This window comes from Paenibacillus sp. ISL-20 (assembly GCF_018613005.1).
Taxonomy (GTDB): domain Bacteria; phylum Bacillota; class Bacilli; order Paenibacillales; family Paenibacillaceae; genus Paenibacillus_AQ.
This window is the reverse complement of the sequence record NZ_JAGGRD010000001.1, coordinates 345,373-367,380: the sequence shown is the minus strand read 5'-3', so window position 1 is coordinate 367,380 and position 22,008 is coordinate 345,373. Positions and strand designations below refer to the sequence as shown.

Sequence of the window (22,008 nt, the reverse complement as noted above, 5' to 3'; positions counted from 1 at the left end):
GATTTTTCCTTCATTAGTAGTATCTCCCCATTATTTAGGCATAAGTCCAAAAAAACACAAAAAGAGCCCGCTGTTGGCAGGCTCCTCCAGGTAAAACCATATGGTATTTTTTCGAATCACACTGAAAAACAGTATATCTTGAGATCAAAACTTTGTCAAAGGGTATGTTGGAATGAAAAAGGGACAATCAGGAAATCACTGTATATAAAGGAGTGGTTCCCATGTTGATCAAAAAAGCGGTTGTTTGCGCTTTCATCTTTCTCGCTATTTTAGCAGCCGCCATCGTAACAAATACTCGTACACATCCCACTTATCAGCAGGAAAACACGTCAACCAGGGTTTATCAAACTCAAGAAACCCCATGGTTCTTACCCCGAGAATACGTAAAAATCATTCGAACATCACCCGAGCCTCTGCCGGATGAGCCTTAATTCACAGACATACGGCATTTATCCGTGAAACTGAATTTCATTATTCTCCTTGTTTCGTTTATTTCTTCGAATCACCCACGAAATGATCAGAATGATGGCCAGCACCACGACGATTCCTGCTGCATAATAACCGTACCGGTTAATCAAGGCTCCAATATGATCGACGACCTGATCTCCGACAAACATGCCTAAAGAGAAATAACCGATGGTCCATACAAAGGACGCGGAATACGAATACATCACAAATCTGCGATACGGCATCCCTTTCATTCCTACCGCATAGGGCGTCACGTTGCGCAAGATGGGCAAAAAAGCGCTAATGCATATGGCGTAATTGCCGTATTGGCGGGTCAACCGTTCGGATACATCAAGAAACTGGCGGATTTTCGACTTTTCCTGGGCGCGGTTTAACAGCTTGCTCGCGGTAAAGCGACTAAGCATGTAACCTACCGTCGATCCCGAGCACACACCAAGAAACGTCATGATAAAAGACGGAAACGGCGTTAAAATCTCGGATGCCGCTAACGCTCCGCCTGTCATTGCCACGACTTCATTAGGCACAGGAAGACCGACCAATCCAAGGCACAATACGACGAATAATGCGTAGTGCCCGATCTGTTCTATAAAATTGAATAGCGTATCCACCCCTGCCCCCCTAATCCGTCCCTAGAATAGTATCAGCTTATATGACAACGTAGTTTTCGCAAACGTGCTGCAGGCGAGGATATGAACTGGACCTGAGACCAGTTTTATTATGGATCATGCCATTAGAGATTTTTAAATGCCGATATAAACGAACCCGGATCATCCTTCACCGTGTACGAATACACTCCTTGCTGGGTGTGCAAGTATAAGAAACCACCGCCGTCTCCCATCGGCCGATACGACAGGTCAAAGACCTGCTTGATGGGGAACTCCCGGTATTTCGTTACGATGCGATCCTCGTACAGGAACATCTCCCGCCCCTGCTCTTCCGTTCGTTGTTCGATACCATCCACGACTCGGTTGATTTTGTAGTACGGCTGCACGGCTACCCAATTCACAAGCTCCCTCCTTGCTGTCTTTACATTTTTATTTGGAAGATTGCACTTCCCCCTTCTTCTTTCTTCGGCTCCTGATTCGTTCCAGCAGCTCCAGCGCCCCGATAAATAGTACGAATACAACGAAGAGCGCAATCGCCCGGCCAGGCTCGATCAGACCGGTAATAGACGCAACGATGCCGGTAATGCCTACAATAATAATACCTATTACGGATAGTTTCCAACCTGTTAACATATGTATGCTCCTAAAGTAAACGTAATTGCCACCCATCAAGATCACAGCTGCATGATCAAAAAACGTTAGATACACACGGAATGTATCATAAAGAAGCCCTCATATTCAAGTTATAATCGATTTTCAATTTCAATTGCCAACCCTCGTTACATTTGCAATAATTTACTCAGGAGAGAATGAATAAACCCACCTCCAAACACAAAAAAGACAGGGGGAACACGGTATGAATTCAACAACCTGGATACTGATTATTCTATTCGTTGTGGTGGATGTATGGATTATTTCTTTTTTCGTGAAACGCTCGTTGCGCAAACACAGCAGCCAGTCACTCCCTAATGGCAATAAGCTTCGACGCGGGAAAATACCTGAACTGCCGCCGATCGTCAAGGCAGGAAGCCCGGCGAGTGAGCTTGTCGGCAAATTGGAGGCTGCACTGCCCTACACCTATCAGAGCATGCTGAAGCAACGAGTAATGAGTGAGCATCCGAATCTGTCTGAACAGGAGTATGAATGGAGATGGCAGGAGCTTAAACGGTTCTTCATCATGTGCGCCGTGCTGGATCGTGTCCCAATGTTCAGCAAAGACGTGGATGAAGTATGGCATGAAATGTTGATGTATACATACGAGTACCAACAATTCTCGGAACGCTTTCTTGGAAAAATGCTTCACCACGCTCCAAATACCGGAAGCGAGCATGTGCCTATTCCGAATGAACGTGCGTGGTTTGATACGGTATATGTACAATTATTCGGTTGGCATGAATACAGCGCCAAGCTATGGGGAGCTTTCTTTCGCGTCCCGCTGCCGCGTGAAGAGCTGGAGATCTACACTTCCCGCCATTTCACCGTGAATCATGGCCAGAAGCGCTTTAATGCCTGGACCTACGAGAAGATGCCTGCAGCGCGTACGGCCATCGATGCAATCATCCTGGATCTGCAGAATCGGGTTCGAACCGCCCAAGAGGAGCCGCATCGACAAGAGCAGCTGGTCAATTTCCGAAATAGCGATGTGCTCCTGGCAGCGGCCGTCTATTTTGCCTGGAACGCACCGGAACAATTTGGTGACCACATGATCCCTGATGATCGTGAGCTTCACAAAAACAGCAGCACCTCCTCCTGCACGTACGCATCGGCATGCGGATCTGGCGGATCGGATTCGGGCGATGGGTCATCAGGCGATGGATCTGGATCCTCTTGCAGCAGCGGTTCATCCTGCAGCAGTGGGTCCTCTTGCGGGAGTGGCTGTGGCGGCGGCTGCAGCAGCTAAGTTGCAAACTTAACATGAACATGAGCGCCTACTTATAATGCTGAGATTTCAGGCTCATGCTTATCCCGGGACGAAAATAACAAACGGTCATAGTAAATTCACTTGCTCAGTCACGCATAAGTGCATATGTCCGGAAAACACCATACATCTCTAACCAAAACAAAGAAGCGCCTGAACCCATTCCTCGATGGTTCAGGCGCTTCTATTCATGATATAAATTGGCATATTAATTGTTAGACGAGAGAACCAAACCGGAACGGGTTTGCGGTCCAACCTTACGCACGGAAACCTGGTTCCGCTCGGCCCAACGCGTAAGACTCCGAATCCCTTTACAATTCTTCTCTTCAAATTTAAAGCAGCAATACATCGGATTCATGTTCTTGTCCTTGAGGTTAATTTGGAATGCAGTTTTATGGCATCCGGAAACCTTGATCTCACGAATCTGGTCCGCATGAATTTCTACGCCATTGATGGTGATCGTATCTGAATTCTCCTCAATATTCACTTCCCGTTTCACCAATCGGGCATACCCTTCAATCGCTAGTGCCGCAACAACAACGACGTTCACCGCCATCTGCATATAGAATAGGACAGGATAAGAATATTCGGTCAAGGTAGCTACTTGAAACAGAATAATGCTAATAACAAAGGAAAACAAAATAACGTCTTTCATTCTCGTAGAGTAATGGATTGCGTATTTCATCATAATCAGCTCCGTTCATTCTGTAAGGGTTTTCATTTAACTCTTACCCTATTATAACACCATTGTACATAATTTTGACACATATCATTCACATTTTTGTCAATAAATTATTTGCGTCGTTCCATATCCTATGCTTATCCGATGGGTCGCGTGTCGTTCATGGTCTAACTGAACAGAAAAAGGAGCTACCCCTTAAGGGATAGCTCCTGCTGCTTACCTATGTCTTACTTGGTTAACGCCGTATTTCCTTCCTTTCCCCGAAACCCTTTCATCACGACAGATACGGTATCAATAAGGGTAATGACCACAATGATGTAAATGAGGCCGTCCCTGAATCGATCCCAAATTGATTTTACGGTCTCATATGCTTCATCTCCCGGCGTTACGAGACCCGCTAGAACGAGCTGATCCATGAATGTCGGATTCCAGATCGTTATATCGGAGAACAAGATGACTGCCACGATAACGGAAGCCACGTTAAACATGACATGAACGACGGCAAGCTGCGGCGTCCACTTTCGTGTAATTAACTTGATGCTATCTTTGAGCATGCTGAAGGCTGTCAGAAACCATATCAACGGGAGATACTTGGCAAATGCAGCTAGTTCAAATACAGGAATAGCAACCAGGGTTTCATTTAATCGATAAACACCGATCAGATCAATAGAAAACGTGAATAATACGAAGAACAGTATGGAAAATATGATGCCGAGCACAGGCTCAATCGGTTTAATCTGCGAGGCAGGATCCGGTATTACGGGTAAATCGGCCGGTTTCCATGCATCTTTGGGGACTTGGCGAGTACCACGGTATTCGATATAGGCAAAAATCACGGTGACCCAAACGAACGCTTGGGTTGCTACACTCAGCAATGAGACGAAGTACTCAAGAAGCTGCTCGGCGGTGGGATCCGAGCGTGTAAAGAAATCAATGATATAGACGATGCCAAGAGCAACGGCTATCGAATACAGAACGATCCTCAGGACGGACCAATAGCTGTCAATCAAACCGGGACCAATGAGATACCTTTCCCTTCCTTTGTATCTGGCTGCCATTTCCCCGGGCGGCCCGAGCTCAAGCAGCACCTGTTCTACAGCTTCAGTGCTTGCGATCTCACCACCAGCGCCCCTGTCTTCCAGCATATCTTCGATGAGTCCATGAAGTTCCTTTTCAATATCGGCCCTTTGCGATTCGGGCAGTTTCTGCGTCACTGCATAAATATACCTGTTAATCAGATCCATTACCTGAGTCCCCCTTGTCATCAACAAGTCCCTCCAGACTTGTCATCATAACCTTCCATTCATGATATAGCTGCCGATATATATCCTTACCTGTCTGACTTATGATGTAATATTTTCTCGGACGAGCCTCATTCGTATCCCACTCGCTATCCAGCAAGCCTTGTTTCTCCAACCGCCGCAGCAAGGGATACAGGGTACCCGCTTCCACGCTGATCCCCTTCTCCTGCAGTATGGTCACCAATGAATATCCATACTGAGGTTCCGACAATTGGCTGAGGACACCAAGAATGATGGTTCCTCGCCGAAGCTCCTGCACCAAACTGTGCAGAATGTCTTGATCCTCTGACATATCATCAACTCCTGGAAATTATTATACTGTATGTCACACACTAATGTATATAGTCTAATGATTATTATCCGCAAATATTTTTCAATTAATACTTGTTGCAAGGCTACTGAACCAGACAGCAGGCCACATTAAAGCCTCTCCTTTCATGTAAAAAAGGTTATCATACGACCGGGACAGTCCCAGACCATAAGATAACCTTCTTAAATACTCTCATCTCATTTAGACAGCCACCGCCGGATGGGTTAACGTTTCACGATTGCCGAACGAATCAGTTCCCTCTGCAATATAGTGAAACATTCTCAAAATGGCCCCCTTATAAATAAAGTTATTGGCCACATTGTACGCAACTGGCTCTAGTTTGCTGCTGATAGCCCCAGGTGGCTCCGCCAAGTGCGATGCCTAACAACAACCATCCTCCGTACACCATCGATACCATCAATCCGTTGCCATCAAAACGCACTGGACCATCAGCCAGACCTAGTGCTTGCATTAAAGCCCCAAATATCGCCAGTAGTCCCATAGGAGCTGTCATGCAGGCGGCGATCCAACCTCCAGTGATTAAAATCCAGCGAGGAACTTTTTTGCCAGCAAAAAACGGGACCCAACGTGGGAATATGCGCCCCCACCTTTGGACAAGAGCAAGGGAAAGCAATGCACTAGCGCCGAAAACCAGAATTTCCCCAAACGCAGTATGATGACCGAAATTTTGACCGCCCCCTAAGGCCCCGCCAATTGACCAGTAGATTTTCAGTAAAGGGTATGGAAAAGAAAGGATGAAGGCGGTATAGCCAAGCCACGCATTCGAGCGAATCTTCCCCTTGATCAAGAGCCCTTGGCCACACGAAACACATGCACCGCGGGATACGCGCTGATAAGAGATGGTAACCATCGCCAGTAATATTGCCCCTGTGAGGCTTATAGCCCGAGACGCAAAGCCTAACCAGTCCACGACGGGGGGCAAACCAGGTATTCCAAGCACAGCGGCCGTTCGGAGTGCGTCAAAGACAATACCAGCTGATGACCAAGTTAATAGAATAGAAGCACTCCATGCACTGGTTAGTACGAGTAGCCGTGGTACAAATCTTACTCGTGTCCAACCCGTTGACAGCAGCAAAGCGATCACTCCAATTATTGCGGCGAATGCCGTAACCCACAGGGGAGCAAATCCCTTTGTATATTCTGGCCCGTCTGGAAAAAAAGGCTTGAATATAACGATTATCAGAGTTATGGCACAGACCCCGAGTGCAGCCCAAACTTTAAAATAAGATTGTATGGTCGGATCTTTATCAACTAATCTCATAATCTGAGCACCATCCTCTTAATCATTGTTTCTCCAATCTGATTTTGATTATTTGAAGACATCGTTGGGAACAGCTCCTTCAGTTTTCATTTCGAACTCAGTTTTCAATAATTTCACAGAAACATTTCTTTCCCGAAAATAGACTGAGGTCTATTTTCCAGCTAGACCTTAGTCTTAAATATGATTGATCAAACCAAGCTTTGAAAGCCTTTTCATCTGGTTTAACAGGTCTTCCCCATCTTAAGCGTGATCCAAAGGCGTTCTTTACTTCGGTTTGGTCCTTACCTAAAATACTAAAATACGCTTCAAACCGAAAACATGCCAGTCCTTATCGTTCCGTAGGAACGAAGACTGACACGCTGCATAACTTTTTATCACAATAAAACTATACGATCTCCTGCGCTTCCTTGCCCAGGAGACCCAACATACGAAGGCCGTACTGTATACCATCTTGATCAACATCCCGGGTTATATATCTGGCCGCCTGCTTGACAATCTCCGGCGCATTGCCCATCGCCACACCGTAGCCCACGTACGACAGCATCTCCAGATCATTCAGATAATCGCCAAATGCGATGCTATCTTCCAAATCGATCTGAAGCAGCTGAATCAATTGTTTGATCCCTCCGGCTTTGGAGCCGCCAGCCGGCAACACATCGATTCCATAAGGGCCCCATCGAACGAAATCGAACCGACCTTCGAATCTGTTCACGTAAGCAGCTTCCTCTTCCTCCGTGCAGAATACAATAGCCTGATAAATATCTCTGCCCAAGTAATATTCGGGATCATATTCCGGGATCGTGAGTTTCAGTTCCCCCCAGCTTGAATCGATATGAACATGCTGAGTTACGTTCATCTTCATGGCCTCACTGCCGGCATATATGATCGGATGATCAAGCTCCACGGCCTGCTCTGTCAGCTGCTGCAAGGCGTCTTGTGCTAATGGATTTCCATATATCGGTTTGCCTTCATGAACCACATACTGACCGTTCAAACAAACATAAGAATTGATACCGAGCTCTTCCCGCAGCTCTTCAAAATGATAAGGAGCGCGCCCTGTCGCTATGGCGACGATGTGCCCGGCTTCCTTTAACTCACGAATGGACTCCTTGGTTGTAGCTGGAACCTTCTTTTCATGATCCAGCAGCGTCCCGTCAATATCAAAAAATATGATTTTCTTATTCAATAAAACTCGCCCCTCTTCCGTATATTCTTGCCAGTAACCATATTGTAAATGATGAAAAGCATTTCAGAGCAAGCCATTATTTCTGCAAGGTCGATCGGACGCTTCCCGATCATGCATAAAAACCGCGCCGGAGCGCGGTTTTTATGATATCAAAAATCGAATAAATATAAATAATTATTTCGCTTCCGAGCGAACCTCATCGAGCATTTTATCATTGAATCCGAACAACCAAGTCAACACAAAAGTTAGAGCCATCGCTGTTAAGTTGCACAAAATGTAAAGTGGAAGCTGACTGTTCAAGTATAAGAGCGTACCGGGAATAACGGTAATCGCCATACCCGTAGCCTCAAGCTGGAAGATGGAAGCCATGAAACCGCCCACGCCACCGCCGATCAGGGCGATAACGAACGGTCTGACGTAACGGAGGTTGACCCCGAAGATCGCCGGTTCCGAAATTCCCAGCATGGCCGAGAATGCGGATGGCAGCGATAATGCCTTTAGTTTTTTGTTTCTCGTCTTGAGTCCGACAGCCAGACAAGCTGCGCCTTGAGCTGCCATGGCGCTTGTCACGATCGCATTAAACGGATTGCTTCCTGTCTTTTCGAGAAGCTGAATTTCAAGAAAATTAAAAATATGATGCACGCCCGTGACCACAATAATCTGGTTGAAGAAGCCGATCACAAGACCCGCAATGCCGAACGGCAGCTCCAGCAAGAAGGTGGTCACGTTCATGACTACCTCTTCCAGAGAGTGGAACACGGGTCCGATTGCGAACAGACCAAGGATGATCATAACGAGCAGGGTTAAAAATGGCGTAACGATCAAATCAATCGCTTCAGGAATACGCTTTCTCAAAAATCTCTCGAATTTCGCGCCCAGCAGTCCGATGAAGAAGGCTGGCAGGACCGAACCCTGATATCCGACAACCGGAATGAAATCGAAGAGCATGAGCGCTTCGGCCGAACCGTTCGCCACGCTATATGCGTTGGGAAGAGCCGGGTTAACCAGCATCAAACCCAGCACGATACCAAGCACAGGGCTGCCTCCGAACACCCGGAATGCGGACCATGCCACCAATGCTGGCAAGAAAGCAAAAGCCGTATCCGTCAGTACCTGGGTGAAAAGCAGAAAATTAGGCGAAATATCGTCGGGCGTCGCTCCAAACCAGGCGAGGACGGTTTCTTGCGTCAATAATCCCCGTAATCCCATGAACAAACCTGTGGCGACTAGTATCGGGATAATCGGCACAAAGACGTCACCGAACGTGCGAATCGCCCGCTGAAACGGATTTCCTGATTTTTTCGCCTCGGATTTCAACTCATCCTTGCTTGTGCTCTCAAGCCCAAGCGATTCTACCGCTTCAAAAATCTGATTAACGGTTCCTGTTCCGAAAATGATTTGATATTGGCCGGAGTTAAAAAAAGCTCCTTTAACCTTATCGATATTCTCGACCTTCTTCTGGTCTATCTTCTTCTGATCGTGAACCATAATTCGGAGTCTCGTAGCACAGTGGGCAAAGGAAGCGATGTTCTCCCTGCCACCGATGGCTTCCACTACCTGCCTTGCAATTTTCCGATTATCCGCTGCCATGTTCATTCATCCCCTTCTATATCTTTTACGGCTTGGGCAAGATCCCACTTCGTGACCTTTAAGCCAGTGCTGCCGTTTTTTGCGAAAAATCGAATATGACGGCTGTCCTGCTTGGGAAATATCCGACTCGTAAACACCTCTTGGCCATCATTGACGAACACTTCTGCCGAAGAAATATCCACAAAGAGATGGAATTTGATCGAGTCTGCTTTGTTATGCAGCATACAGGTTCGTGTCGTTCCGTAATCACTCACAATCGTTGCACCCGATGATGAGCGATCTAGCGTAACCTTTTGCCTGACGGCGTCATACCAGATGACGGTCCGCTCCGTTTCGCCAGCTCGAAATTCAATGCCAACAACGTCCGCTTCGATCCCATGAAACTCGCATGTCATCTCGAATACGGTTCCCTCAACCCCTGCATAACTCTTCACTTCGCTGTAAAGCGTATCCGCTGCTTCCATCGCTGTCGTCTCACGAAGAAGTTCCAACTCGGGGACAGGCAGCTGAATCAGCTTACCCTCACGGAACGAGAGCGTACGTGGAAGCGTCAAACAATGCGCCCAGCCATGCGAATCGGTTGGATAGACGACCTCCGGCAAGCCCATCCAGCCTACCATGATGCGCCGGTCTTTCTCATCCACCATGGTCTGTGGTGCGTAGAAATCAAAACCTCTGTCCAGTTCGTAAAAGGAGCCGTGTTCAAACTCCAGCGTCCCCCGATCCAGCGGCTTGCCCGCGATGTAGCCAGATTGGTAAACGTTCCGGAATTCGTCGCCTTGCGGACTCAGCCCCTGCGGCGAAAACAGCAGCACGCCCTGTCCTTCCAGTTCAAAATAATCGGGGCATTCCCACATATAGCCGAAATGTTCAAGACGGGTCTGGATTTCCCCTTTGTATGACCAATCCAGCAAATCCGGTGATTCATACACGACAGCCGTTCCTGTTTGATCGTCCCTTTGGGCGCCGATGACGAACCGGAACAGGTCTTCGTCTTTCCATACCTTCGGATCCCGGAAATGCTCGGTATATCCGTCCGGCACACGGTCAATCAGCGGCTTATCGAGCTTCGTGATGGTGCCAACACGGTCCATCACGGCCATGCATTGATAAGAATGCCTGTTCCATTCCTCATCCCGGGTATTCCCGGTATACATCAGATACAGTTTGTCGTCTTTCACGATCCCGCTTCCCGAATAGGCGCCATATGCATCATGCGAGTACCCGGGCTCAATGGCGATGCCTTTGTTTTGCCAGTGCACCAAGTCCGTGGAGGAGGTATGGTACCAGTATTTCAGGCCGTGAAACGTGCCCAGAGGAAACCATTGATAAAACAAGTGGTATTTCCCGTTATAATAAGAAAATCCGTTGGGGTCATTCAGCAAGCCCATGATGGGCTGTACGTGAAACCTCTGCCTCCATTCGCTTCGTTTCGCTTGCTCCTTCAAGGAGGCAATCTCTTCAGGAGAGGCCTGATCCAGGCGTCGGTATCTCCGTTCTCTGTCCATGTCTCTTCTCCTTGTATATAGGCTTTCTCAAAAAACAAACTGATCATGCTATGCGTGAACATCAGCCTAACCCATTTCTAACGGAACCGGTTCCAATCAGGGTTAAAAATAATGAACTCAGCTCCAATACCAAGCAAAAGCAGTATTGGAACCGGTTCCTTTTTTTTCAGTATAAAATACCTATTTTAGATTGTCAACGCTTTCCCGATGAATCATATCGCAATTCATGACCGTCAGGAAATCCACAGGCTCGTCGTTGACCAGCTTTATGATATGCTGAGCGGCGAGGTGGCCCGCTTGGGAATATCCATATTTAACCGTTGTCAATCCGGGATGAATTACCTCGGTAACGTCGTATCCGCCAAATCCGGTAACGGAGAGTTCGTTGGGGATCTGGATGCCCTTCATATGAGCCGCTTTCATAACGCCTAACGCGATGTTGTCGGTAGCGCAGACCATTGCAGTTGGCAGCGTTCGGTTCAACTCAAAAATGGACAATGCGGTCTTTACACCATCCGACATCTTAAACCCACTCTCATAGAGAACCGCCTCCACCTCGTCATACTCGCTTAACGCCTTCAGAAACCCTTCCTTCCGCTGAACTCCGACAGCAACGTCTTTTTCCGTCACGCCGATATAAGCTATATGACGGTGTCCCATGGACAGCACATATCGGCCCATGTCATAACCTGCGGCATAGTCGTTATATATCATGCTGTGGACATCCTTATGCTGTTGTCCGAGCAGGATGACGGGGACGCCGATCTCTTTAATCGCTGCAAGATGCGTTTCCGTCACCTGAGTGGCGAATAAAATAATCCCAGATATTTTTTGTCTGGCGAGATCATACAGCGCTTCAATCTCCCTGGATAAGTCCTGGCTTGCATTAATAATGAGAAGCTGATAACCGTGTTTTCTTAATTCTTCATCCATGCCGGCAACGGTCTGTGATGCTGAGAATGAATCCAGACGGGGCACAATGGTACCGATCATGCTGGTTTTTTTCGCTTTCAAGCTCTGTGCAAACGAATTCGGAATATAACCGGTTTCCTGAATGACCAGCTCTATCTTACGGCGTGTTGCATTACTGACAGAACCTCCGTTTAAGAAACGGGAGACGGTGCTTTTGGCAACTCCGGCTTTTTTGGCAATATCTGCAATCGTGTTCTTCATTCGGTGCTCCCGGGAGCCGCTTGCGGCGCTGCAACGAACAGATTATCCTCCACAGCTCCTTGCTCCGCAGCACAACTGGAAATGAGTTGTTTGTGCATGAATCTCTCCCCTTCGATTTTGCTTTTTCCTAACTATACCATGACGTCCAGGTATCCGTGAAATGCAGACTCCACCCCGAGCATTTGATGGGCAATACTTTTCTGCGTTCCAGATTCTAGCGAGGAACGAAGCGATTCAAAGGGGGATTCTCCATGCAAATCCCCTTTCGGGACGCGCAAATGGACCGTGCCTTATCCCGTTATTACATGGTTACTGTTAACCTTGCACGGTTCGCTCAGCCGATTCGACGGTATGCTTCAGCAATGTAGCAATCGTAACGGGGCCAACACCGGCAGGTACTGGTGTAATTGCGGATGCCAACTTCGCGCAGGCATCGTAATCGCAGTCGCCGATATTGCCTGGATTATAGCCGGCATCCAATACGACGGCTCCCGGCTTGATCCAGTCCCCTTGAATGAAATTAGGCTTGCCTACGGCCGCAACCACGATATCTCCCTGGGACACAATCTCCCCAAGGTTCTTCGTTCTCGAGTGGCAGATCGTAACGGTAGCATTGCGATTAAGCAGCATCATCGATACCGGCTTACCCAGAATCGGACTGCGTCCGACCACCACGGCATGCTTCCCTTCGATCGGCAGATCATAATAATCCATAATCGCAATAATCGCAGCAGGCGTACAAGACGGATAATCGGCAAAACCAAACGCATTCTGCGAGAAACCGAGCGTGGTTACTCCATCCACGTCTTTTTTAATGTCAATGGCATCAAAGGCTGCCCGTTCATCGATATGATGCGGTACCGGATGCTGCAGCAGAATACCGTGGACATTCGGATCCTCGTTCAGCTCTTGAATCGCAGCAATCAGCTCCTCGGTCGTTGTCGATGTCTCCAGCACTACTTTCTTGGATATGATGCCAAGCCGCTCGCAAGCATTTCCCTTCATCCGCACATAGGTCGCCGAAGCAGGATCATCGCCAACCAGAATCGTTGCCAGACAAGGCGTTACCCCCTGCAACTTCAACTCCTGTACCTTTACAGCCAGCTTGGCCTTGATATCGTCGGATACCTTTTTTCCATCTAAAATTACGGGTTCCTTACTCATGCTAATCCGCTCCTTCGCCATTGTATTAAAAAACATAAAGAGGCAAGGCGACTGATCGTCTCCTTACCTCTTGCCCAGGCGTACGGCATATGATCCTATGTGCTCCCTCTTGGTACCCCAAGCTACGCCAGTAACACATAGATAACTTTTTTTAATATACCACGACTTTGGACTTCACGCTACCGGGTATGAAGCCGACCGCTTTAAATCACAATCTCTTTGATTCATTTGCGGGAAGCACACATGATTCTGATTAGTCTCTCGGATAATTCACTTCCATAATGTCCATAAAAGGAACCTTCGTAATAACGCCATTCTGTTTCATATGTACCTTCCCTGTTCGGGAGTCCATTTGATCGATTTGCCCGCGGACCGCCTCTTCCCTTCCCCAGACCGTCAGCACGATAACCGATTCCTCCTGGTAAGCTTCCGTAAGCTGATTTCCGAGTTCTTCCAGTACAAACTCATCTCTAGTGGGTCTCTTTGGAACCTTTGCTTTTGCCATTACCTTGTCCTCCTGATTGATGTTGCTCATGCGTCAGCATTACATTCTGAAATACGTTAAAGCTATCATCGAAACATGAATTGGGAATCTTCTTCCTATTCTTCCTATTATACAACAAATACAAAGCAGGTGCTCTGGACTTGATAGGTATAAGTTCTGGACAGATAAATAGATTGACCACATCATTAAATGATTTTTTAAAACCCGGTCCTTCTGAAGGGCGCTTTCTAAACAGGGTAATAACTTTTCCTGCAATTGAGTTTTTAAATGATGAATTTCCGCATATTCCCCTGCTTCTTTCGTATTCTTCTTTATGAACTTTTCCATGACAAAAATCCCCTTAAGTAAACTGTAGCGCTCTTCTTCAGCACTGTCTACGCAAAGGGGATTATATTCTAGATTACCTGTAAAGCCCTCAAGTGGCTCCTTATCCATTCGTAATTATTACGATTAATTTTAATCAAAAAAATATAACCTTACAGTGATAGCTCTTCGATGGCCATCCATGGCAGCGGATTGTTAAACGTCGACCAATCCAGCTGCATTTCCTGATCGGTCAACAGACAATCGTCCAGCTCCTGCTCGATTAGTGACTGTTCCATCCCAATCCCGATCATCACGAGCTCGGTCATCCGATCCCCCCAGACGGCATCCCATTTTCGCTGCACATCCGGCTCACTCTGAATAAGTTCCTGCTGTTCCTGCTCGGTTAAAGCAGCCACCCAATATCCAGCTGGCCCGAACTGAATCGAAGGACCCGCTTGACTTAGACTTGCCGCAACATCCTCAAGCACTGCCAGCCAAGCGATCCCTTTCGCGCGTACGACCTCTTCCGGCCAATAACTCATGAATGCTGCCAGCCGCTCCGGATGAAACGGTCTTCTTCTCCGATAAACAAAAGAGCTGATGCCGTATTCATCCGTTTCTGGCACATGCTCTTCCTTCTGAAGCTCCTGAATCCAGCCGGGGGCCTGACTGGCTTTCTCAAAATCGAATAAACCGGTATTCAGAATTTCCGCAGGTGCGACTTGTCCTTTCACAGTACGTATGATTTTGGCGCTTGGCTGAAGCTTATGAAGTATGCCTTCCACCTTGGCCAATTCGTCTTCGCTTACCAGATCACATTTGTTCAACAGCAGCACATCACACGTCTCAACCTGGTCGATCAACAGATCCACCACTTCCCGCGTATCCTCTTCGCCCAGCGCTTCCTTCCGATCGAGCAGGCTTTGGCCCGAAGAGAAGTCTTTCCAGAATCGGTTCGCGTCTACAACCGTCACCATGCAATCCAGCCGTGCTAGGTCGGACAGCTGTACACCGGATACCTCATCTGGATAAACAAAGGTCTGCGCAACAGGCACGGGCTCGCTAATATAATCACTGTAGTATTAATAATCTACAGCCCAAAATGATACTCAATATCTACCTTTAGTACATCATCATCATGTAAGACTACTTCGCTTATTGTTTGAAGAATAAAGGCTCTTTTCGCTTCCTTATCCATATTCCAATAATCTGTTACTTTAGATTTAATGAACATCAAGTGTTCCTCCAAAGACTGCTCCGTTTGTGGCTGGTCTTGCACAATATCTTTTACCAACTCTTCAAGTTGGTTTGTTAAACTTTCCAATTCATTTGAATATTTGAGATTCATTGATTTAAATTGTAGATCCGATATTGCTCCAGTCATATTTTTTTCTAAAAGCATATCCATTTTGTTTGTCACTGAATTTATAGAAGATTCAATTTTAGTCCGTTCGTTCATTTTACTTGAGTTGTTTTCAGTTAAAGCATTTTTATGTTTATCCATAAATTCGTTAAGTACTTTTTCGTCATTAATTAGTGATAGCATGTGTGAGATAACTGTTTGCTCCAGCACACTTTCCTCTATACGATGATTACCGCACATTGATTTGCCGTATTTAATATACTTGACACAATAATAATAACTTTTTCGAGACTTATGCTTATTGATTTTATTTTTCTTTAGAGATAATCCACTCTTGCAAATTCCACATTTTGCGATACCCGCAAATAACGAAAATTCTCTTCTAATTCCTTTGTTTTTAGATTTTATTTTCTGTATCGTCTCTACTCTCTTAAATTGCTCTCTTGTTATAATTGCTTCATGGGCATTTTTACTCACAACCCATTCTTCTTTATTATTTTTAGTATTACCAACCCATACATCTCTATCAACACCCTTCAGTTTATGATTGCGCTTATACACATTTTCAGTTCTGCTTCGTTGATTGTATACTACATCTCCAACATAACTTCGGTTTTTTAAGATGTATGCAACTAAGTCAATTGTCCATCTGTCATTTGGTGATTTATATTTTTTATGTTGATTATTTTCACCTTCGAGATAATTTGTCAAACTTCTAATACCGTAACCTTCTTCATACAGATTGAAAATTAGTCTAACAATTTCTGATTCAACTAGATCTACTTCAAGTTTTTTTGTTTCGGAATTATATCTATACCCAAACGGTGGCTTAGACGCATTATTCCATTGACCCTTTCTTGCTTTTTCCATTTGCTGAAATTTAACTCGATCAGCTGTCTTCTTAGACTCCATTTCTGCGAACATAAGGTACATTGTAATCCTGGACAAATCAAGTTTTCCCGTTCCCGTTCTCTGCTCTTTTGAATCAAACCCTTCTTCGATTGTGATTACTCGAATTCCATTTCGATCAAGGGTTTTTATTAATCCAAGCCCCTTCTCCGTATCCCGATAAAATCTGCTGATTCCCTTCATTATTACACACTGAAACTTTCCCTCTATAGCCAATTGGATCAGACTTTTCACTTCTGGTCTGTTAATGTCATCTGTACCAGTTCCAGTATCAGTCTTAATATCCACCACATCAAGACCATATTCCTTTGCCTTGAATTTACAGATGCCAATTTGGTTATCAATTGTTTCGTTTTGCCCGAGTTTATTAGTAGATTTTCTTGCATATATACATGCTTTCATCCATAACTTTCTCCTCTCATTAATAACAATAATAGAGTTCTAACATATGAAATATTCATAGTCAAAACTCTATTATTATATATTTTTATTATATACTATTTCTTCAATTCTGTTAACATTTTCTCGACAATAAAACTTGTATAATTATATTTATTCAAATAAGATACCTTTCCTATTACAACTTTCTTATCCACGCTTTTAGCCATATGTATTAATTGCCTCCGTAATAAAATCTTTCATATGATAATGCCATTTGACTCTCTTCTTAAATCCCTTTATCTCTAATCCAATTTCTTCGCATATAGCTAATGAAATGCTACTTTTATTCACTTTATTTTTGTAGTTATGTTCTTTAATTTGATTCTGAGCTATGTATTTATAATCAATAAAATCCTTGATATGAACAAAGAACACACGATTGTCGGGTTCTCTAAAGTTAAAAATGAAACCAGAAATTACTCTATCGAAACTGGATGCCTCGTTTAACTTGTCAATCTGATGTTGCTTGATAATCTTTTCATCAAAGCTAACAGACTTTTGTTTTGTGGATTTTAACTCCAAAGCAAATAAACTTTCTTGCCCGAACAGTATACAGTCATAATCGTTCTTTGTGACTCTCACCTTCGACCTCAACTCTACCGGAATATGAGTGTCCTTTAAACGAGTAAAGAAGATTTTGCAATCTTTAGATGACTGTTGTATATCTGCTTCAAACTGCTTTCCTTCGTTCTTTGTCAGTTAAATTCTTCCTTTCAAATATAGATTGTTTTTGCTTGAACAGCCTTCTTGATACAATCAACATCATCATGAACAACCATTCCGTGGACATCTAACACTTCACCTAAAGCAACGTCCGATTCGGTTATACACTCATCGCAACCACTGCAAGTCGAATATTCATTAGATGCAGCTTCCTGGAGATCTGGAAGCCTATGTTGGTGGTATGGTGTTTGAAATCTATCAAAGTTACTCATTTTCTTGTTTACACTCATCTAATAGTTGATAGAGAATAGTGGAAACTATCTCTTTATACTCTTCTTCGGTAATCGATCGATCTAATAATTCCTCAATCTTACCTTTACTTAAATCTTTATCAATGTTCATTTAATCTCTCCTTTAATTTATTTACTTCTTTCTGTCTTCACTTTAATAGTTCCATCAGGGTTAATTTCAGTAATCAACATAGTTGTGTGCGATATTTTAGAATCCTTGTACTTTTGTGGTTTGAATTGTGAGCCTCTGCGATAACCATGAATTATCAATTTATTTCCCCTTGTAAACCAGCTTTTCTCCAGTATCTCTTTACTGCCATCAGGTCTTGTTTTGGAGACTTGTTTATTGTAATTTGCAAAAGCACCATCATAATACTTAACAATAACTACACCATCGATTGTCAAAAGTGACACAGTATTTTTATTTTTATCTTTATCCAGCACAGTTCCTGCAATTAAATCGAGTTTGAACTTAGGTCTAGTTCCATTTTTAAAAACCATTGTTTCTGTCACAATTGGAGTTTCTGGTAAGTCGTTAAACTTAACTAAACCATATTTGTTTACATCAAGATGAGCTAACTCGTGTTCCGTGTAGTAAAAAGATAATGAATCCATTTCCCATTTACTAAGTGATCCACTTGCTAATGACTCCCATTCGTTTTGATATAATTTTTCATTTGCTTTTTGTAGGGTATCCGATGATGTTAGCCATTCCTTCACACCCTCCATTTTTTTATCGTATTCTTTTTTAAATACTGACTCTAAAATGACTGGATGGTTTTTATGGTAATCAACAATTCCTGAATCAGTGAAATGTTCAAAATAGAAAGGTGTTGACACATTATCCAATAAGTAATACTTTTCCTTATCCTCTTTCTTATGTACTTTCTTTGTTACATACTTCCTGAAGTTAAATAGCTTAGAATAAAAGGACAACTCATTTGGAAGTAATCTGTTCTCAACAATCATATTAAAGTTTTGCATATTCAATTTCGTTTTTGGTGTGAATATTACATTAATAAACTTACTCATAATTTCTTCTCTGTTGCCAAACGATTCAAAACATCCAGCTTTAATTAATTGAACCATTTGAGATTTCTTTATTATTGAAGTTTCAAACATTCTTTCAACAAAATCTTCAAACGATGTATAGGGTCTATTTAGAATAATATTTTGAACTACATCATCGCCAATTCCATTTATTCCTTTTAACCCAAAAATTATCTGATTGTTCTCGATATCAGGTATAAATCCAAAATTCGCTTTATTTATATCAGGTAAACCAATCTTCACACCCCTAGATTGCATATTACCTATTGCTGAAGCAATCTTACCGTAATTTGTTGATTGGGATTTACTGTTGTCCAGGTCTTCTTCATCGTCAATAGATGCTGAGTTTACTGTGAGACAAGCCGTTCTCCAATATATGGGGTCATAGTTTATGTTCAGGTTGGCTTCCTGTAACGCAATAATGGAATAGGCAAGTGTGTGCAACACCGAGAATGAGTATCCCAACTGTCTAACAATTTGTTTATTCCATACATAGTCAAGTATTTCTTTTCTATTCCCAAGAGCTATCCCACTATCATAGAAATCTCTTTTGGTGGCCTCAATTTCATCTGCTTTTTTCTTTGCAATAACTTTCCGTAGTTTATTGCTTTCTTCTATTCCGAATCCTGCTATTTTTTTGTCCATTGATAAAAGCATAATGGACTCTTGAGTGTCCGCAACTCCACTTAGAGGTAAAAGATGCCTTTCTAGTACTTTGACTTCCTCCTGGTTAAGCCCAAACGACAGCATTTCCTCATACCACTCGTCAATGTTGTTTTTAAATCTTATGAAACTGTCAATTGGTGTCTCCTTACCATGTTCCCCCATTAATCTCATTAGTGAGTTAGCAGCAGCTAACTCAATAAGATTTGTAGGCTTTGTTCGTTTAACTGTTTGAATCCCGATTTCAGTAGAAAACTGAAATAAGTCAGTAATGCTATCCGAGCCAATAAGATCGTATAAATCTTTACTGGTAATATCAATAACACTTGGATGCAAGTATTTGTCGTATGTCTTCCTTAAAGTCCCCTGCCAAGATATTTTATTGTCTTCAATTAACTTATCGAGGGTGACTCTTATCTTGTCTAATCCTTCAATTGTCAGAAGATCAAACTTCATATTAGATACTGCTTCACAGTCTTCAAGACTTAATTGTGTAACATGGGTGCCATTGGGTGCTGTCATTAGAGCATTTGATTTATAATACTCTTCATTAAATACAATTACTCCGCTAGCATGTATACTTCTTTTGTTTACCAAGCCTTCTATTTTCATTGCCACTCGAAGCCAATTCTCATGTTTGTTGATCTCATTAATAAACTCTGTAACTGGCTTACGTTCTTTCTCTTCGTTTCCATTTACACAGTCAGTTAATGACCAACTACTTCCTCTTTCAAATGGAATTAACCCTGATACATACATTGCTGTATCATTGTCTATTCCCAATCCTCTAGCTGCTGTTTGTACTGCAGACTTGGATGCTTCTGTTCCGAAAGTACAAACCTGAAGCACCCTATCCTCACCAAAATAATTCTTCAATTGTCTAAATATTTGATTCCTTTTTGCGGCCTCAGTATCAATGTCCACATCAGGAAATTCAGGTCTCTCGGCAGTTAAGTGTCTCCAATGTGGCATTTCAATTCCATATTCCAGAGGATTAACCTGTGTAATACCCAATAAAAAACAAATTAGATACCCTGCTGCAGATCCCCTTGAAGCACCAACTAAGCTATTTCCACAGTCATCATCCCAAATAACATTTACAATTTCTCTAACTGTAATGTAATAACTAGCCATGGACTGATTGAGTGTTTTTGAAATCTTCCACAGTTCTCCAAGTTCTGTATTAATTCTAGATGCAACCTCGTGCAACTTCTCTTTTGAATAAGTCTTATAGGGAAGCAGAGTATAAAAACCATCTTCGATTAATTTCACTATGTATTTGTCCTGATTATTCTCGGAGTGCGCCATCTTATTTATATATTCGTATTGGCTGTAAATTGATTTAAATAGACCCCTTAACTTAAAGTCAGGTAAATCAATTTTGGGAATAACCGTTGGTTTCAGGATTGTGTAATCTTGTACTTTGTTGCCAATTTCAACTGTGTTATCAAGGGCATTTTTGATGACTTCATGATCTAGATAGTTTAATCTTTCTTGAATTTCTTCTTTTGTTTGCACAAATGTTGCTTCATAAAAGGCATCAACTTCCCTTTCACCTTCTTTGGCATTTAGAAAAGCCTTATGAACAATACGGTCTTCTGGTCTTAAATAATGACTATCAGTTGTGATTATGTATTTCAAATTGTATTCTGCAGCAAGTTTTAAAAGTTCTTTGTTACAGTAAATTTGCTCTTCACTGTATGCTGGCTGAAGCTCAAGATAGAAATCTTCTTTTCCAAATACCTCTATACACCATTCAGTGAATTTACAAACTCGACCATATGCTTCTTTTGCTTCTGATTTGTTATTGTTCTCTAGATGGGTTTTCATTTCAAGGAGTCCAATACAGTGGGGAGAGCCAAGACAAGCACTTGAAGCAATAAGATGTCCAGGATTCGACTTAATAACTGATTCCATTAGTGATTGTTCAGTGGGAGTTCTTAACATTGGGCCACTATAAAAGGAGTTTTTCCATGCTAGGGAACTCATGTAGCGAATCTGCTCATGGCCGATTTCATCCTTCGCCAGCAAAAGAAAATGGGGAAACTTTGTTACTCCTGATTTGTAATTGTCTCTGACCTCTTCAATGCTATCCACTAGGTAAATTTCATTGCCTAAGATTAGTTTAAAATCTTTATGTATTTTTTCTTTTTCTTTTAGTTTATTGACAGTCTGTATGGCCTTAACATGAGCAGAAATTGATTCGTGATCAGTAATAGCTATTCCTTTATACCCTTGCTGACAGGCTGTTTTAATAAGTCCTTCAACTGTATTGGTCGTGTCCCGAAGTTTAAGGTTTGACCCCCTGTCCACATGGGAGTGTAAACCGATAAAATTGAACTCTTTGTATTCATTTGTGCAATTTTTACAGATCTTTCTCCACTCCTTCATCAGATATAATTATCCCAAACTCCTCAAATAGGTGTCTTTGTGGGGGATGGTCGGGACACAAATTTTATTAATGGTCGTCCTACTTTCTCCCCTTTCTTAATAAAAGATTGGTTTCATTAAATTAATCTCCAATGCTTCTTGCCTAAATGGACATATAAAAAATGACAACCACAATCAGTAAACCATCTAAATTGAAATAGTTTAGACTTTACTACAATTACATCCCACCCTTGAAAATCT

20 protein-coding genes, 1 pseudogene and 1 riboswitch are annotated in these 22,008 nt (G+C 43.3%); of the genes and pseudogenes, 2 read left to right on the top strand and 19 right to left on the bottom strand.

Annotation, left to right across the window (positions count from 1 at the left end; translation table 11 throughout):
- The first annotated feature begins 221 nt into the window (after positions 1-221).
- On the top strand, positions 222-431 hold the full coding sequence (locus J7E85_RS02030) for a hypothetical protein (RefSeq protein ID WP_215154441.1): 210 nt from the start codon (positions 222-224) through the stop codon (positions 429-431).
- An 18-nt stretch (positions 432-449) separates the two neighbouring features.
- On the opposite strand, the gene J7E85_RS02025 is transcribed toward J7E85_RS02030, so the two are convergent.
- The 3 genes from J7E85_RS02025 to J7E85_RS02015 form a co-directional block, all read right to left on the bottom strand.
- Complete coding sequence (locus tag J7E85_RS02025; protein ID WP_215154439.1) at positions 450-1,076, bottom strand: DedA family protein; 627 nt, start codon at positions 1,074-1,076, stop codon at positions 450-452.
- A gap of 122 nt (positions 1,077-1,198) precedes the next feature.
- Complete coding sequence (locus tag J7E85_RS02020) at positions 1,199-1,474, bottom strand: hypothetical protein (protein WP_071220365.1); 276 nt, start codon at positions 1,472-1,474, stop codon at positions 1,199-1,201.
- A 28-nt stretch (positions 1,475-1,502) separates the two neighbouring features.
- The gene (locus J7E85_RS02015; protein WP_098746414.1) at positions 1,503-1,706 is read right to left on the bottom strand and encodes a hypothetical protein; all 204 of its coding nucleotides are present in this window, start codon (positions 1,704-1,706) and stop codon (positions 1,503-1,505) included.
- Between the two features lie 223 nt (positions 1,707-1,929).
- Here J7E85_RS02015 and J7E85_RS02010 point away from each other — a divergent pair, with 223 nt between their 5' ends.
- On the top strand, positions 1,930-2,973 hold the full coding sequence (locus J7E85_RS02010; protein WP_215154437.1) for a glycine-rich domain-containing protein: 1,044 nt from the start codon (positions 1,930-1,932) through the stop codon (positions 2,971-2,973).
- Between the two features lie 226 nt (positions 2,974-3,199).
- Here J7E85_RS02010 and J7E85_RS02005 read toward each other — a convergent pair whose 3' ends face one another.
- The 16 genes and pseudogenes from J7E85_RS02005 to J7E85_RS01930 all read right to left on the bottom strand — a co-directional run bounded on the left by J7E85_RS02005 (position 3,200) and on the right by J7E85_RS01930 (position 21,768).
- Positions 3,200-3,646 (bottom strand): hypothetical protein, encoded by a 447-nt coding sequence (locus tag J7E85_RS02005; RefSeq protein WP_251035368.1) that lies wholly within the window; start codon positions 3,644-3,646, stop codon positions 3,200-3,202.
- A 254-nt stretch (positions 3,647-3,900) separates the two neighbouring features.
- Positions 3,901-4,917 (bottom strand): HAAS signaling domain-containing protein, encoded by a 1,017-nt coding sequence (locus tag J7E85_RS02000; RefSeq protein ID WP_215154434.1) that lies wholly within the window; start codon positions 4,915-4,917, stop codon positions 3,901-3,903.
- Entirely contained in the window at positions 4,904-5,266 is a 363-nt protein-coding gene (locus J7E85_RS01995) for a PadR family transcriptional regulator (protein WP_076321959.1), read from the bottom strand. The genes J7E85_RS02000 and J7E85_RS01995 overlap by 14 nt, the downstream gene beginning before the upstream one ends.
- A gap of 325 nt (positions 5,267-5,591) precedes the next feature.
- Positions 5,592-6,092 carry a hypothetical protein gene (locus J7E85_RS01990; protein ID WP_244878840.1) on the bottom strand — a complete coding sequence of 167 codons (501 nt, stop codon included), beginning with the start codon at positions 6,090-6,092 and terminating at the stop codon, positions 5,592-5,594.
- Between the two features lie 859 nt (positions 6,093-6,951).
- Positions 6,952-7,752, bottom strand: coding sequence for a Cof-type HAD-IIB family hydrolase (locus tag J7E85_RS01985; protein ID WP_215154433.1), 801 nt, complete (start codon positions 7,750-7,752; stop codon positions 6,952-6,954).
- Positions 7,753-7,926: 174 nt separating this feature from the next.
- Positions 7,927-9,348, bottom strand: coding sequence for a sucrose-specific PTS transporter subunit IIBC (locus J7E85_RS01980; protein WP_215154432.1), 1,422 nt, complete (start codon positions 9,346-9,348; stop codon positions 7,927-7,929).
- Positions 9,345-10,850, bottom strand: coding sequence for a glycoside hydrolase family 32 protein (locus J7E85_RS01975; RefSeq protein ID WP_215154431.1), 1,506 nt, complete (start codon positions 10,848-10,850; stop codon positions 9,345-9,347). The genes J7E85_RS01980 and J7E85_RS01975 overlap by 4 nt, the downstream gene beginning before the upstream one ends.
- Positions 10,851-11,030: 180 nt before the next feature.
- Positions 11,031-12,023 carry a LacI family DNA-binding transcriptional regulator gene (locus J7E85_RS01970; RefSeq protein ID WP_215154429.1) on the bottom strand — a complete coding sequence of 331 codons (993 nt, stop codon included), beginning with the start codon at positions 12,021-12,023 and terminating at the stop codon, positions 11,031-11,033.
- A 315-nt stretch (positions 12,024-12,338) separates the two neighbouring features.
- Positions 12,339-13,187, bottom strand: coding sequence for a bifunctional 5,10-methylenetetrahydrofolate dehydrogenase/5,10-methenyltetrahydrofolate cyclohydrolase (locus tag J7E85_RS01965; RefSeq protein ID WP_215154427.1), 849 nt, complete (start codon positions 13,185-13,187; stop codon positions 12,339-12,341).
- A gap of 65 nt (positions 13,188-13,252) precedes the next feature.
- Positions 13,253-13,332: riboswitch (ZMP/ZTP riboswitch) on the bottom strand.
- A 108-nt stretch (positions 13,333-13,440) separates the two neighbouring features.
- Positions 13,441-13,692 (bottom strand): YolD-like family protein, encoded by a 252-nt coding sequence (locus tag J7E85_RS01960; RefSeq protein ID WP_076321967.1) that lies wholly within the window; start codon positions 13,690-13,692, stop codon positions 13,441-13,443.
- 39 nt (positions 13,693-13,731) lie between these two features.
- The gene (locus J7E85_RS01955; RefSeq protein ID WP_215154425.1) at positions 13,732-14,127 is read right to left on the bottom strand and encodes a hypothetical protein; all 396 of its coding nucleotides are present in this window, start codon (positions 14,125-14,127) and stop codon (positions 13,732-13,734) included.
- Between the two features lie 41 nt (positions 14,128-14,168).
- Positions 14,169-15,065: pseudogene (locus J7E85_RS01950) on the bottom strand (CobW family GTP-binding protein); the annotation flags it as partial.
- Between the two features lie 23 nt (positions 15,066-15,088).
- Positions 15,089-16,672 (bottom strand): recombinase family protein, encoded by a 1,584-nt coding sequence (locus J7E85_RS01945; protein WP_215154423.1) that lies wholly within the window; start codon positions 16,670-16,672, stop codon positions 15,089-15,091.
- Between the two features lie 198 nt (positions 16,673-16,870).
- Positions 16,871-17,293 (bottom strand): hypothetical protein, encoded by a 423-nt coding sequence (locus J7E85_RS01940; RefSeq protein ID WP_251035367.1) that lies wholly within the window; start codon positions 17,291-17,293, stop codon positions 16,871-16,873.
- 345 nt (positions 17,294-17,638) lie between these two features.
- Positions 17,639-17,776, bottom strand: a complete 138-nt coding sequence (locus J7E85_RS01935; protein ID WP_215154415.1) for a hypothetical protein — start codon at positions 17,774-17,776, stop codon at positions 17,639-17,641.
- 17 nt (positions 17,777-17,793) lie between these two features.
- Positions 17,794-21,768, bottom strand: coding sequence for a helix-hairpin-helix domain-containing protein (locus tag J7E85_RS01930; protein WP_215154413.1), 3,975 nt, complete (start codon positions 21,766-21,768; stop codon positions 17,794-17,796).
- Positions 21,769-22,008 lie beyond the last annotated feature (240 nt).

What these genes read in the sequence shown, in the direction of transcription:
- J7E85_RS02030 (WP_215154441.1), top strand. Translation starts at nt 222, where the DNA reads ATGTTGATCAAAAAAGCGGTTGTTTGCGCTTTCATCTTTCTCGCTATT.
- J7E85_RS02015 (WP_098746414.1), bottom strand. Translation starts at nt 1,706, where the DNA reads ATGTTAACAGGTTGGAAACTATCCGTAATAGGTATTATTATTGTAGGC.
- J7E85_RS02010 (WP_215154437.1), top strand. Translation starts at nt 1,930, where the DNA reads ATGAATTCAACAACCTGGATACTGATTATTCTATTCGTTGTGGTGGAT.
- J7E85_RS02005 (WP_251035368.1), bottom strand. Translation starts at nt 3,646, where the DNA reads ATGAAAGACGTTATTTTGTTTTCCTTTGTTATTAGCATTATTCTGTTT.
- J7E85_RS02000 (WP_215154434.1), bottom strand. Translation starts at nt 4,917, where the DNA reads ATGGATCTGATTAACAGGTATATTTATGCAGTGACGCAGAAACTGCCC.
- J7E85_RS01995 (WP_076321959.1), bottom strand. Translation starts at nt 5,266, where the DNA reads ATGTCAGAGGATCAAGACATTCTGCACAGTTTGGTGCAGGAGCTTCGG.
- J7E85_RS01980 (WP_215154432.1), bottom strand. Translation starts at nt 9,348, where the DNA reads ATGAACATGGCAGCGGATAATCGGAAAATTGCAAGGCAGGTAGTGGAA.
- J7E85_RS01975 (WP_215154431.1), bottom strand. Translation starts at nt 10,850, where the DNA reads ATGGACAGAGAACGGAGATACCGACGCCTGGATCAGGCCTCTCCTGAA.
- J7E85_RS01970 (WP_215154429.1), bottom strand. Translation starts at nt 12,023, where the DNA reads ATGAAGAACACGATTGCAGATATTGCCAAAAAAGCCGGAGTTGCCAAA.
- J7E85_RS01965 (WP_215154427.1), bottom strand. Translation starts at nt 13,187, where the DNA reads ATGAGTAAGGAACCCGTAATTTTAGATGGAAAAAAGGTATCCGACGAT.
- J7E85_RS01960 (WP_076321967.1), bottom strand. Translation starts at nt 13,692, where the DNA reads ATGGCAAAAGCAAAGGTTCCAAAGAGACCCACTAGAGATGAGTTTGTA.
- J7E85_RS01955 (WP_215154425.1), bottom strand. Translation starts at nt 14,127, where the DNA reads ATGGATAAGGAGCCACTTGAGGGCTTTACAGGTAATCTAGAATATAAT.
- J7E85_RS01945 (WP_215154423.1), bottom strand. Translation starts at nt 16,672, where the DNA reads ATGAAAGCATGTATATATGCAAGAAAATCTACTAATAAACTCGGGCAA.
- J7E85_RS01935 (WP_215154415.1), bottom strand. Translation starts at nt 17,776, where the DNA reads ATGAACATTGATAAAGATTTAAGTAAAGGTAAGATTGAGGAATTATTA.
- J7E85_RS01930 (WP_215154413.1), bottom strand. Translation starts at nt 21,768, where the DNA reads ATGAAGGAGTGGAGAAAGATCTGTAAAAATTGCACAAATGAATACAAA.